Here is a 12,179-nt window from a genome sequence, read left to right as displayed (position 1 = left end):
GCTGGCTGGCAGCGCTGTGGTGGGCGAAAGGTCGCCATTATGCCTGCTTTGCCCAAGCGCATGAAAATGCCTGCCGGTCGGAAACTGCAGCCAGGCTGCAAATCTCACCGCCTGGCGCTGCCTCAGAGCTCGTATTCCTCAAATCTGGACGCACTCTTGCGAATGGCTTGCTCCACGCTTGCCCGTCTGGCATCCATCGCCCGGCGCGTGATCACCAGTTTTCTGGCGCGGATGTCCAGTTGCGACATCGGCTGATGAACCTGCCAGAACAGATAGTTGGTACTCAATACCAACTTGATAAAGCGGATATGGCTGAGCACCACGACCAGTTCGCCGCTGGCGTTCTGGCTGACCGGCAAAATATGCGAAGTGAAGGTTTTGCCACTCAGGGCGGTAAACCTTTGTAGCAGTGCTGCGTCTTTTTCCAGCGCTTTCAGCCCTGTTTCAACCTGCTCTAATTGAGAGCGCGCGAGCAAGGGTGCTGCCAACCGCCGCCATGCCTCCTGCACACTTCCCGAAAACTCCGTCCGGACCAGCACCGCCGGTTGCTCCTCAGGGACCCAGTCGTACGACCAGAGGACCCCGGCAAAATGATCGAACCACTGCGCCGGCTGAGTGTTGCTGTTATAAACACTGTCCGCCTTGATCTGCGCGAGATAAATGCAGTTCTTCACAAAGTTGTTATCGGCCTCGGCCCGACCTTCCAGGCCGGTGAATAACATATTGTTAACGGCCATTGCATTATGCTGATTTGAACGTGTACTGGAACTGATATCCATATCATCTCCTGCCAACTTGGCATTGATTTAAAGTTATAGGTTTTATGGTGCCAGACTTACTCACAAGTGCTGACTTGAACCAAACTAACAAAAACACTCGTTGAACAAAGTACTTTTGCTCAACATCAAGTTTCCGTGCCGCTGTCAACACGCCGCGACGACAGACCTGCGTCAGATGCCGGCAGCCGCGTTATCATGCCGCCCTTGAAGATCTACCCTGAATTAAGGAACGGCATGACACCCTGGCTGACGGTTGTGGGAATCGGTGAAGACGGCTTCAAGGGCCTGGGCAAAAACGCCCGGCGCGCCCTGCTGGCTGCTTCGCGGATCATCGGCGGCCAGCGGCAACTGGACTTGCTGCCGGTGTGTATTCGCGGCAAACGCGAATTGTGGCCGAGCCCGTTTTCCCTCGCGCCGGTACTGGAGCAGCGCGGCGAAGCCGTGTGCGTGCTGGCCAGCGGTGACCCGATGTTCTATGGCGTCGGCGCCAGCCTTGCGCGCCATGTGCCGAGCGCCGAGATGCTGATCCTGCCGGCGCCATCCTCCTGTTCGCTGGCCGCTGCACGCCTCGGCTGGCCGTTGCAGGATGTCGTGACACTGTCGCTGGTCGCACGGCCGCTGGCAGCACTCAATGCGCACCTGTTCAGCGGGGTGCGCCTGTTGTTGCTGAGCAATGACCGACAAAGTCCGGCGGCAGTCGCGGCGCTGCTGCGTGAGCGCGGTTTTGGTGGCAGTCGCCTGAGCGTTCTGGAGCACTTGGGCGGCGACGCCGAGCGGCGCATCGACGGTACTGCCAATGACTGGAATGAACCAACGATTGCCGATCTGAATGTGATCGCCATCGAATGCCTGGCCGATGCGCAGGCACCGCGTCTGTCGCGTCTGGCCGGACTGCCCGACTCGGCATTCCAGCACGACGGCCAACTGACCAAACGCGATGTACGCGCCATCACCCTCGCCCGCCTCGCGCCGATCCCCGGCGAACTGCTGTGGGATGTCGGCGGCGGTTGCGGCTCGATCGGCATCGAATGGATGCGCGCACACCCCAGCTGCCGCGCCATCGCCATCGAGGCGGACGCAGGCCGACAGGCCTTGATCGAACACAACCGCGACGCGCTGGGCGTACCCGGTCTGCAATTGGTGCGTGGCCGTGCGCCGCAGGCACTTGCCGGGCTGGAGCGACCCGACGCGGTCTTCATCGGCGGCGGCGTGACCCGTGAAGGCGTGTTTGAAACCTGCTGGGATCAACTCAAGCCCGGTGGCCGACTGGTAGCCAACGCCGTGACCCTGCAAAGCGAAGTCACCCTGATGAACTGGCGCGAACGCCATGGCGGCGAACTGACCCGTATCCATGTCGCCCAGGCGCAACCGCTGGGCGAGTTCGACACTTGGCGTCAGGCGCTGCCGATCACCCTGCTGGACCTGGTCAAACCCTTCGATGCGTGACGAAACAGCCGAACAACCCGCCCCGCTGCGCAGCGGCCTGACCACCGGCAGCTGCGCCACCGCCACCAGCCTCGCTGCGGCACGCCTGCTGCTTGGCGGCATGTCGGCGGATGCAGTGCAGATCGTTTTGCCCAAAGGCAAGCAAGTGCAGATGCGCCTGGAGTTCTGCCGCTTGACCGCCGACGGCGCCGAGGCCGGGACGATCAAGGACGCGGGCGACGACCCAGACGTAACGCACGGTGCGCTGCTCTATTCGCAAGTGCGGCTGCTGGCCGAGCCGGGGATTCGCTTCATCGCGGGCGCAGGCGTCGGCACCGTGACCCGGCCGGGATTGGTGCTCGGGGTTGGTGAGCCGGCGATCAACCCGGTGCCGCGCAAGATGATCAGCGATCACCTGAGCCTGCTCGCCGCCGAAAGCGGTTATGGCGGCGGTTTCGAGATCACCGTCAATGTCGAGGGCGGCGAGGCGCTGGCGCTGAAAACCATGAACCCGCGCCTGGGCATTCTTGGCGGCCTGTCGATCCTCGGCACCAGCGGCATCGTCCGGCCGTTTTCCTGCGCGGCGTACATCGCCTCGATCCATCAGGGCATCGACGTGGCCAAAACCAACGGCTATCTGCACATCGCCGCGTGCACCGGCAACGCCAGCGAAGACACCATGCGCCGGGTCTACGACCTGCCGGAAATCGCCCTGATCGAAATGGGCGACTTTGTCGGCGCGGTGCTCAAGCATCTGCGCAAAGTGCCGGTGGATAAACTCAGCCTGTGCGGCGGCTTTGGCAAGATCAGCAAACTGGCGGCCGGGCACATGGATCTGCACTCGCGGCATTCGAGTATCGACCTGCCGCAACTGGCTGAATGGGCTGCGGCGATTGGCGCTGATCAGGCGTTGCAGCAGAGCATTCGTGAAGCGAACACCAGCCAGCAGGCCTTGGCGATAGCCAGCGCGACGGGCATTGCCCTCGGCGATGAGGTCTGCCGCCACGCGCTGAATTTCGCCCGCAGCGTGGTGCCGGCGCAGGTGCAGGTCGAGGTGTTTGCGATTGATCGGCAGGGCGGCATCGTCGGCCATGCCGGAGGTTTTGCATGAAACGTATTCTGTTGCTCGGTGGCGTCACCGAAGCGCTGGCCATCGCCCGCACGCTGGGGCCAGAACACATTTACAGCCTGGCGGGCATGGGCCGGGTGCCAACTGATCTGAGCTGCCAGGTGCGGGTCGGCGGCTACGGCGGGGCCGAAGGTCTGGCGCAGTTCATTGGCGCTGAAGGCATCGACCTGCTGCTCGACGCCACTCACCCCTACGCCGCACAAATCAGCCACAACGCCGCCCGCGCCGCGCAACTGTCCGGCATCCCCTGCTGGGCCTTACGCCGCCCCGCGTGGCAGCCGCAACCGGGCGATGACTGGCGTGAAGTCAGCGACTGGGCCGAACTGAGCGAAGCCCTCAAACCGTTCCGCCGCCCGCTGTTCACCCTCGGCCGCGAACCGCTGCAACACCTCGACGAAATCCCCGCCAACCAGTTCTGGACCCTGCGCGCCCTCGACGTCTACCCCGGCAACGAACGCTGCGAAGTCATCGGCGCCCGTGGGCCATTTCTGCTTGAAGAAGAACGCGCACTGTTCGAACGCCGGCAGATCGACGTGCTGATCAGCAAGAACAGCGGCAGCACCGCCACCGAGCCGAAACTGGAAGTGGCGCGGGAGTTGGGAGTGTCGGTGATGGTGCTGAAGCGGCCGGTGTTGCCGGGAGTTGATCGGGAGTTTGTGACGACGGCTGAAGTCCTCGCTGCCCTTGCCGCCTTCACCCGACTTTAACCAAGCGCAGATCTCGAGTACGCCTTCGCGGGCAAGCCCGCTCCCACAGTGGTCGGCGGCGACCGCATAGTTTGTGTATGCCAGGGCTCCTGTGGGAGCGGGCTTGCTCGCGAAGGCGCCGGTACTGTAATCCTCTCTCCAGCGCCCTACAGCTAAACCGGACGCTACGTACAACCATTTAAAGAAACACTGACTGTCTGCACTAAATACCCGGTTTTATGCTCACCGCTTTTGAGCCCAAAGGTGAACATTGCGATGACCGAAAAATTCACCCGTTTCGACGCCGCCGAGTACCTTAAAACCCCCGAGGACATGGCGGCTTATCTGGACGCTTGCTTTGACGATGATGAAGGCGATGGCGTGCTCATTCGTGCAGCATTGAATGACATAGCCCGAGCCCAGGGCATGACACAGGTGGCACGTGATGCCGGCCTGGGTCGTGAAAGTCTGTATAAAGCGCTGAGCAGCACTGGTAACCCCGAATTCGCAACTATCATGAAGGTCATGAAGGCTTTGGGTTTGAGATTGCACGCCGTCGCGGTTTGATTGATCTGCGACACCAAACCGCACGACGCCTTTTTACTTATCGGCCCTGATCAGGCTAAATAGCCGCGCCTGATCGCCCACCCAACGGATCTGTCCCATGAACCGACACCGGCTCGCATTTGCCTGGATCGCCTGCTTCGCAGTGCTGTTCAACATGCTCGCCATGCCGATGACCGGGGCGATGGCGCAGGCGGCCAATTCACCGGCCGAACAGTTGCTGTGGAGCAGTTTCTGCACCGGTAGCGGGACGAAGATGGTGGCGATCAACATCGGCACCACGGAGCAGAAAGCCCCGTCTAACGACAGCCATTCCAACATGCAGCATTGCTGGTGTTGCTCGGGTTCCGCGCCGCTGGTGGCGTTGCCGGGCCATACGCCGCAGCTGTATTTCGCCCGCTACGAAAGCAATCGCAGCGTGGCGCCGCCCTCGTTGCAAACACCGACACCGCGCCAGCAATGGCCGAGCCTCAACCCCCGCGCCTCGCCTCTGGTCTGATCTGTCTCGCAATTGACCTGCGTTTCACATCGTTCCGGAGAACTGCCATGTTGAACAAACTCATCGTCATCGCTGCGCTGTTGCTGCCTGCGTGCTTCGCCCATGCCCACGAATACAAGGCCGGCGAGCTGGAAATCGCTCATCCTTGGTCGCAGGAGCTGCCGCCCAACGCGCCGACCGTCGCGGCTTATTTCGTGATCAGCAATCCCGGCAAGACCGACGACCGCCTGCTCAGCGTCGACTCGCCGATCACCGCCGAAGCGCAACTGCACGAGCATGTGATGCAGGGCGACCTGATGAAAATGCAGCAGGTGCCCGACGTGGTGATTCCTGCCGGCGGCACGGTGACGTTCGCACCGATGGCCTATCACGTGATGCTGCTCAACCCGAAAGACCGCAGTCTGCTCAGCGACGGCAAACGCTTCCCGCTGACCCTGCATTTCGAGAAGGCCGGTGACGTCACCGTCGAGGTCGCGGTGCAGAAGAAACCTCCGCAAGAAACCCAGGCACACGATCACGCCCAGTAACCGATCCGGCTGACCACGCCCGTGCGCCCGCAACGCGCCGGGGCGTCCCGCCTGCATCGCCAGAGCCAGACTCTGACCCGCGGTAGCTGGATCGCCCTGTTCGCCATGTTGATGATCTTCATCGGCCCGCTGATTTCTCAGTCGATGCCGATGGATCAGCACGCCTCGACTTCCATGGCGATGCCCATGGACATGTCGATGACCATGCCGGGCATGGATCACGCCAAGCACGGTGCACAACCGGCTGCCGAACACTGTCCGCCGCAATCCTCACACCACGCCCTGTGGGAAAAATGCGGTTATTGCAGCCTGCTGTTCAACTGCCCGGCGCTGACCGGTGGCGGCACTTTCGCCACGTTCAGCATCGCCCACGTCAACACTTTCACTCCACCCTCCCCGCGTCTGGGCCATGCCCGGCAGACCTTCTTTCCCGGCGCCCGTACCCGCGCCCCACCCATCGCCGCGTAAACACCGCACCTTTGATTGCACACGGTTGAGAAGACAGCTTCAGGCTGCCGGCCGTGTCGTTTACGACTGTTTGATGGAAATTGTCATGTCCAGGTTTTCTGCTGTTCCACGTTTGAGCGCTGCTCGGGCGTCCTTTGCCTTGAACGAATCGCGCATTCGTTTCTCGCACGCCATCGCCGTCCTTTGCGGCGTCCTGCTGTCCCCGCTGGTGTTGGCCGATGACCACGCCGGGCACAACGAAGAACTGAGTCCAACGGTGATCACCGCGATCGCCCCGAGCTCGCCGCTGACCATCGTCACCAACCCCAAGGACCCGCGCCAACCGGTGCCGGCCAGTGACGGCGGCGATTACCTGAAGACCATTCCCGGCTTCGCCCTGGTGCGCAACGGCGGCACCAACGGTGATCCGGTGCTGCGCGGGATGTTCGGTTCGCGGCTGAACATTCTCACCAACGGCAGCATGTTGCTCGGCGCCTGCCCCGGCCGCATGGACGCGCCGACCTCCTACATCTCGCCGGAAACCTACGACAAGCTCACGGTGATCAAAGGCCCGCAAACCGTGCTCTGGGGGCCGGGTGCCTCGGCCGGCACGGTGCTGTTCGACCGTGAACCGGAAAGCTTCGGCGAGCTCGGCACACGGGTGAATGCCAGCGTGCTGGCCGGCTCCAACGGACGCTTCGACAAGGTTGTCGACGCTGCTGCCGGCGGGCCTTTGGGCTATGTGCGAGTGATCGGCAACACCGCGCACTCCGACGACTATCGCGACGGCAACAACGACACTGTGCCGTCGCGCTACGACAAGTGGAACGGTGACATCGCCGTCGGCTGGACCCCGGACGCCGACACCCTGATCGAACTGACGGCCGGCAAGGGCGACGGCGAAGCACGCTACGCCGGACGCGGCATGGACGGTTCGCAGTTCCTGCGCGAAAGCCTCGGCCTGCGCTTCGAAAAATCCAACATCACTGACGTGTTGGAAAAACTCGAAGCACAGGTCTACTACAACTACGCCGACCACGTGATGGACAACTACACCCTGCGCACGCCGTCCGGCACCGGGATGATGGCCGGTCCCATGGCCTCCAACGTCGACCGTCGCACCCTCGGCGCGCGGATCAAGGCGACTTGGCGCTGGGCCGACATCCAGCTGATCACCGGCCTCGATGCGCAGACCAACGAGCACCGCCAGCGCAGCGGCATGGGCATCGACACCTACAAGGACCAGCCGTACACCAAGGACGCCGACTTCTATAACTATGGCGTGTTCAGCGAAATGACCTGGTACGCCGCCGACCGTGATCGCCTGATCACTGGCGCTCGGGTCGACCGCGCTTCGGCCAGGGATTACCGGCAGAGCATCGGTTCGGGAATGATGAGCAGCCCCAACCCGACCGCCGGCGAGACCCGCGCCGACACCCTGCCAAGCGGCTTCGTGCGTTACGAGCATGACCTGGCTGACAGCCCGGCCACGCTGTACGCCGGCCTCGGCCACGCGCAGCGCTTCCCGGATTACTGGGAGCTGTTTTCAGCGACGTCTGGCCCGGTCGGCTCGCTGAATGCGTTCGACTCGATCAAACCGGAGAAGACCACCCAGTTCGACTTCGGCGTGAACTACAAGACCGCCGAACTCGAAGCCTGGGCCTCGGGCTACATCGGCGTGGTGCGCGATTACATCCTGTTCGACTACACGCCGACGATGATGGGCATGAGCAACTCCCGTGCCGAGAACATCGACGCACGGATCATGGGTGGCGAATTGGGCGCGGCGTACAAACTCACCGAGCACTGGAAAGCCGATGCGACCTTGGCCTACGCCTGGGGCAAGAACAGCAGCGACGGCAAGGCCCTGCCACAAATGCCGCCACTGGATGCGCGCTTCGGCCTGACCTACAGCGAAGACAACTGGAGCGCCGGGGCGCTGTGGCGTGTGGTCGCGGCGCAAAACCGCATCGACCAGAACAAGGGCAACGTGGTCGGCAAGGACTACGACAAGAGCGGCGGCTTTGGCGTGTTCTCGCTCAACGGCGCCTACCGGATCAACAAAAACTGGAAGGTCAGCACCGGCGTCGACAACCTGTTCGGCAAGGCTTACGCCGAGCACCTGAACCTGGCCGGTAACGCCGGTTTCGGCTACCCGGCCAACGACCCGCAAGCGATCAACGAACCGGGGCGCACGCTCTGGACCAAGGTCGATATGAGTTTCTAACAGTCAAATCCCACCCTGTGGGAGCGAGCTTGCTCGCGAAGGGGACGGCACATCCAACATAGATGCAGCCTGATACGACGCCTTCGCGAGCAAGCTCGCTCCCACAAGGGTTGCAGAACAACTAAAAGATCCAAGCCAAGCGGAGCACACGTGATGCAAAAGCCCAAAGCGAATTTCTACAACCTGGCCTGGCGCTGGCATTTCTATGCCGGATTGTTCGTCGCGCCCTTCATGGTGATGCTGGCCCTGACCGGCATCATCTACCTGTTCAAACCGCAACTCGACTCACTGATGTACAGCAGCCTGCTCAACGTCCCGGCCGGGCATCACACGGTGCCGGCCGATGAGCTGCTGCAACGGGTCAAGAGCGCTTATCCACAGGGTCAGATCACCCAGTACCTGCCGCCGGCCAACGCCGAACGCAGCGCGCAGTTCGTGGTGAAAAACGCCGGCCATGAACTCAACGTATTCATCGATCCGTACCACGGCGACATCCTCGGCGAGCAGGATGCAAAGAAAAATCTGCAAGCCATCGCCCGCGCCATTCACGGCGAATTGATGATCGGCACGGTGGGTGATCGCCTGATCGAACTCGCCGCCGGTTGGGGTGTGGTGCTGGTGGTATCGGGGGTCTTTCTGTGGTGGCCGCGCGGTCAGGCAGCGGGGATTCTGTGGCCTCGCCTGAACAGTCGCGGTCGCGTGATATGGCGTGATCTGCACGCGGTCACCGGGTTCTGGGGCGCAGCATTGCTGCTGGTGATGCTGCTCAGCGGCATGACCTGGACCGGCTTCTGGGGCAAGCAGTACGCCCAGGTGTGGAACGTGTTCCCGGCCGCGATGTGGAACAACGTGCCGACCTCCGACGTCGAGGCCGGCAGCCTGAACAATGCCGCGCGTCAGACCGTGCCATGGGCGATGGAAAACACGCCGATGCCGATGTCCGGCGACCACGCCGAACACATGGCCCACGGCGGCATGCAGCACGGTCCCGCCGCACCCGCGATCAGCCTGCAAGACGTGCAGAACATTGCCGTTGAACGCAAGGTCGAACCCGGCTACAGCATCACCCTGCCAACCACCGCGACCGGTGTGTTCACCATCGCCGTGTTTGCCGACGACCCGCGTAACGATGCGACCCTGCATGTCGATCAGTACACCGGCAAGGTCCTCGCCGATGTGCGTTTCGAGCAGTACGGCGCGGTGGCGCGGGCCACGGAAATCGGCGTGATGCTCCACGAAGGCAAGATGTTCGGCACCTTCAACCAGATTGTCGTGCTGCTGATCTGCCTGATGATTCTGCTCAGCGCCGTCAGCGGTGTGGTGATCTGGTGGAAGCGTCGTCCGCAGGGCAAATTCGGCGTGCCGCCGCTGCGCCATGACCTGCCGAAGTGGAAAACCGGGGTGGCGATCATGCTCGCGCTGGCGGTGATTTTTCCGCTGGTGGGGGCTTCGCTGGTGCTGGTGTGGTTGCTGGATCGTCTGATTTTCTCGCGACTCGGCCGGCAAGTTGAATCTGCCTCAACTTGATCGTGAAGCAGGCGAGATGCGCGTTTTAGACAGATCTTTAAACTGCCGGGGCTTAAACTCCGGCATTTTTTAGTGTTACTGTGTAACACAAATAGGCCACTCTGCCCGCAACCACAAGTTGCGGGCTTTCTTTTGAAGAAGTGATTCACCGCCCCGATGAACAAGTACCTCTTGTCCAGCCTCTGCCTGTTCGCCCTGAACAACGCCAACGCCGACAGCCAGCCGCTGACGCTGCCCACCGGCACCATCTCCGCGCCTGCGGTTGACGAAGAAAGTATCAGCCTGACCACACCGACCACCGCTGGTTCGCGCCTGAACCTGACGGCCATGGAAACCCCGGCCAGCGTCGAAAGCCTCAGCGGCGAGCAGGTGCGCGCCCGTGGCGATCGCAGCGTGCAGGACGCCGTTTCACGCAGCACCGGCATCAGCCGCACCGGCACCCCGGGCGATGGTGGCACCTCGTTGCAGGCACGCGGCTTTACCGGGCAGAGTTCGGTGATGCAGTTGTATGACGGCAACCGGATGTACACCGGCATGGGCACCGTGACCTTTCCGGTCGACACCTGGTCGGTAGCGCGCGTCGACGTACTGCGCGGCCCGGCCTCGGTGCTGTACGGCGAAGGCGCGACCGGTGCGGTGGTCAACGTGATCCCGAAAAAACCGTTCGAGGGTGAAATCGAAAACCACCTGCGCGTCGGCTACGGTTCCTACGACAGCCAGCAACAGGCGTTCGACAGCGGCGGCTCGCTGAGCGACACCCTGAGCTATCGCCTCAATCTCAATCGTCTGCGCAGCAACGGCTGGATCGATCGCGGTGATTCTTCAAGCGACTTCATCAGCGCCGCCCTGCGCTGGCAAGCCACCGACGACCTGACCTTCACCCTCGCCCACGACTATGGCGACCAGCGTCCGCAGAACTACTTCGGCACGCCGTTGATCAACGGCCAATTGAAAGACAGCCTGCGTAACAAGAACTACAACGTGCGTGACGACCAGCAGCACTACAACGATCAGTGGACGCGCCTGACCAGCGATTGGCAGATCAACGACGCGGTCAGTGCCAGCAACGAGCTGTACTACCTCAAGGCCCAGCGCCGCTGGCAGAACGCCGAGAACTACAACTTCGACACCGCCACGCAACAGCTCAGCCGCAGCGGCTACTTCGGCATTGGCCACCAGCAAGAGCAGGTCGGCGACCGCCAGACCTTCACCTTCAAACACTCGCTGTTCGGCCTCGACAGCCAGACCGTGACCGGCGTCGATTACAACCGCATCCGTTTCCAGCTCAACAGCAACTCGCCGTTCAACGATGTGCTGCCGAACGGTCAGGCGCTGGATCTGTATCACCCGCAACCGGGCTATTTCGAAAGCGCCAACCCGTACCGCGACCAGTTCGACAGCACCACCAGACAGATGTCAGTGTTCGCTGAAAACCGCACGCAACTGAGCGAGCGCTGGTCGCTGGTGACCGGCGTGCGCCGTGATTACGTGCATGTGGATCGCAACAACCTGGTCGATGGCAGCCAGAGCGACAAGACCCTGACCGGCAACAACTGGAAGGCCGGACTGGTGTTCGCGCTGACACCACAGACTTCTTTCTACGGTCAGGTCGCGACCAGCACCGACGGCATCGGTGGCTTGATTTCTCTGAGCCCGAGCCAGCAGCAATACGACCTGTCGACCGCGCGGCAGACGGAAATCGGCATGAAGCAGTTGTTCTGGGATCAGCGCGGCGAGTTCACCTTGGCGGCCTATCGCATCGTCAAAAAGAAACTGCTGACCGACGATCCGGGCAACCCGACGCTCAAGCAGCAAGTCGGCCAGCAATCGTCCAACGGCCTGGAAGCCAGCCTCGATCTGCAACTGCCGCACGCCTGGCAACTGCAGGCCAACGCGGCGATTGTGAAAGCCAAGTACGATGACTTCTCCGAAGTGGTCAACGGGCAAACCCTGTCGTACAACGGCAATCGCCCGGTGGATGTGCCGCGTCGAACGGCCAATCTGTGGCTGAACAAAAACCTCAGCGATGACCTGCAGGCCGGCGCCGGCGTGCGTTATGTCGATGCGCGTTACGCCGACATGGCCAATCGCAACGAGCTGCCGAGTTACACCGTGGTCGATGCAACGCTGTCGTGGCAAGCCCTGCGCAACACCACGCTGGGCCTGCAGGTGAACAATCTGTTTGACCGCCAGTACGCACAAAGCCAATACAATGAGGGCCGGCAGTGGATTCTCGGCGAACCGAGATCGTTCTTCGTCACGGCCGATTACACCTTTTGATTCATGGCCCTCTTCGCGAGCAAGCCCGCTCCCACATTGAAACGCGATCAACTGTGGGAGCGGGCTTGCTCGCGAAGGCGTCATCAGCA

Annotated in this window: 11 protein-coding genes; 10 read left to right on the top strand and 1 reads right to left on the bottom strand. The window is 62.1% G+C overall.

Annotation, left to right across the window (positions count from 1 at the left end; genetic code table 11):
• Positions 1-122 precede the first annotated feature (122 nt).
• Entirely contained in the window at positions 123-779 is a 657-nt protein-coding gene (locus M0814_RS15095; RefSeq protein ID WP_103485969.1) for a hypothetical protein, read from the bottom strand.
• Positions 780-1,013: 234 nt separating this feature from the next.
• On the opposite strand from M0814_RS15095, the gene cbiE reads away from it, so the two are divergent.
• The 10 genes from cbiE (at position 1,014) to M0814_RS15045 (ending at position 12,090) form a co-directional block, all read left to right on the top strand.
• Complete coding sequence (gene cbiE / locus M0814_RS15090) at positions 1,014-2,225, top strand: precorrin-6y C5,15-methyltransferase (decarboxylating) subunit CbiE (protein WP_103485968.1); 1,212 nt, start codon at positions 1,014-1,016, stop codon at positions 2,223-2,225.
• On the top strand, positions 2,218-3,315 hold the full coding sequence (locus tag M0814_RS15085) for a cobalt-precorrin-5B (C(1))-methyltransferase (RefSeq protein WP_103485967.1): 1,098 nt from the start codon (positions 2,218-2,220) through the stop codon (positions 3,313-3,315). Before cbiE ends, M0814_RS15085 begins: the two co-directional genes overlap by 8 nt.
• Entirely contained in the window at positions 3,312-4,040 is a 729-nt protein-coding gene (locus M0814_RS15080; RefSeq protein WP_103485966.1) for a cobalt-precorrin-6A reductase, read from the top strand. Before M0814_RS15085 ends, M0814_RS15080 begins: the two co-directional genes overlap by 4 nt.
• 255 nt (positions 4,041-4,295) lie before the next feature.
• On the top strand, positions 4,296-4,586 hold the full coding sequence (locus tag M0814_RS15075) for an addiction module antidote protein (protein WP_003221244.1): 291 nt from the start codon (positions 4,296-4,298) through the stop codon (positions 4,584-4,586).
• A 97-nt stretch (positions 4,587-4,683) separates the two neighbouring features.
• Complete coding sequence (locus tag M0814_RS15070; protein ID WP_003221242.1) at positions 4,684-5,082, top strand: DUF2946 domain-containing protein; 399 nt, start codon at positions 4,684-4,686, stop codon at positions 5,080-5,082.
• Positions 5,083-5,129: 47 nt separating this feature from the next.
• Positions 5,130-5,609: a copper chaperone PCu(A)C gene (locus tag M0814_RS15065; RefSeq protein ID WP_103485965.1), complete on the top strand. Its 480-nt coding sequence runs from the start codon at positions 5,130-5,132 to the stop codon at positions 5,607-5,609.
• A gap of 21 nt (positions 5,610-5,630) precedes the next feature.
• Positions 5,631-6,077 carry a DUF2946 domain-containing protein gene (locus tag M0814_RS15060; protein WP_103485964.1) on the top strand — a complete coding sequence of 149 codons (447 nt, stop codon included), beginning with the start codon at positions 5,631-5,633 and terminating at the stop codon, positions 6,075-6,077.
• 85 nt (positions 6,078-6,162) lie between these two features.
• Positions 6,163-8,283: a TonB-dependent copper receptor gene (locus M0814_RS15055; protein ID WP_103485963.1), complete on the top strand. Its 2,121-nt coding sequence runs from the start codon at positions 6,163-6,165 to the stop codon at positions 8,281-8,283.
• A 153-nt stretch (positions 8,284-8,436) separates the two neighbouring features.
• Positions 8,437-9,810 (top strand): PepSY domain-containing protein, encoded by a 1,374-nt coding sequence (locus tag M0814_RS15050; RefSeq protein ID WP_103485962.1) that lies wholly within the window; start codon positions 8,437-8,439, stop codon positions 9,808-9,810.
• A 156-nt stretch (positions 9,811-9,966) separates the two neighbouring features.
• On the top strand, positions 9,967-12,090 hold the full coding sequence (locus tag M0814_RS15045) for a TonB-dependent receptor (RefSeq protein ID WP_103485961.1): 2,124 nt from the start codon (positions 9,967-9,969) through the stop codon (positions 12,088-12,090).
• The last annotated feature ends 89 nt before the right edge of the window (positions 12,091-12,179 follow it).

It is taken from the genome of Pseudomonas sp. MWU12-2020, assembly GCF_023100605.1.
Lineage (GTDB): Bacteria > Pseudomonadota > Gammaproteobacteria > Pseudomonadales > Pseudomonadaceae > Aquipseudomonas > Aquipseudomonas fluorescens_H.
The sequence above is the reverse complement of the archived record's forward strand: the minus strand, read 5'-3'. Positions and strand labels throughout refer to the sequence as shown.

Coding starts and splice junctions, on each gene's coding strand:
- M0814_RS15080 (WP_103485966.1), top strand. CDS start 3,312: ATGAAACGTATTCTGTTGCTCGGTGGCGTCACCGAAGCGCTGGCCATC.
- M0814_RS15065 (WP_103485965.1), top strand. CDS start 5,130: ATGTTGAACAAACTCATCGTCATCGCTGCGCTGTTGCTGCCTGCGTGC.
- M0814_RS15075 (WP_003221244.1), top strand. CDS start 4,296: ATGACCGAAAAATTCACCCGTTTCGACGCCGCCGAGTACCTTAAAACC.
- M0814_RS15070 (WP_003221242.1), top strand. CDS start 4,684: ATGAACCGACACCGGCTCGCATTTGCCTGGATCGCCTGCTTCGCAGTG.
- cbiE (WP_103485968.1), top strand. CDS start 1,014: ATGACACCCTGGCTGACGGTTGTGGGAATCGGTGAAGACGGCTTCAAG.
- M0814_RS15085 (WP_103485967.1), top strand. CDS start 2,218: ATGCGTGACGAAACAGCCGAACAACCCGCCCCGCTGCGCAGCGGCCTG.
- M0814_RS15055 (WP_103485963.1), top strand. CDS start 6,163: ATGTCCAGGTTTTCTGCTGTTCCACGTTTGAGCGCTGCTCGGGCGTCC.
- M0814_RS15050 (WP_103485962.1), top strand. CDS start 8,437: ATGCAAAAGCCCAAAGCGAATTTCTACAACCTGGCCTGGCGCTGGCAT.
- M0814_RS15095 (WP_103485969.1), bottom strand. CDS start 779: ATGGATATCAGTTCCAGTACACGTTCAAATCAGCATAATGCAATGGCC.
- M0814_RS15045 (WP_103485961.1), top strand. CDS start 9,967: ATGAACAAGTACCTCTTGTCCAGCCTCTGCCTGTTCGCCCTGAACAAC.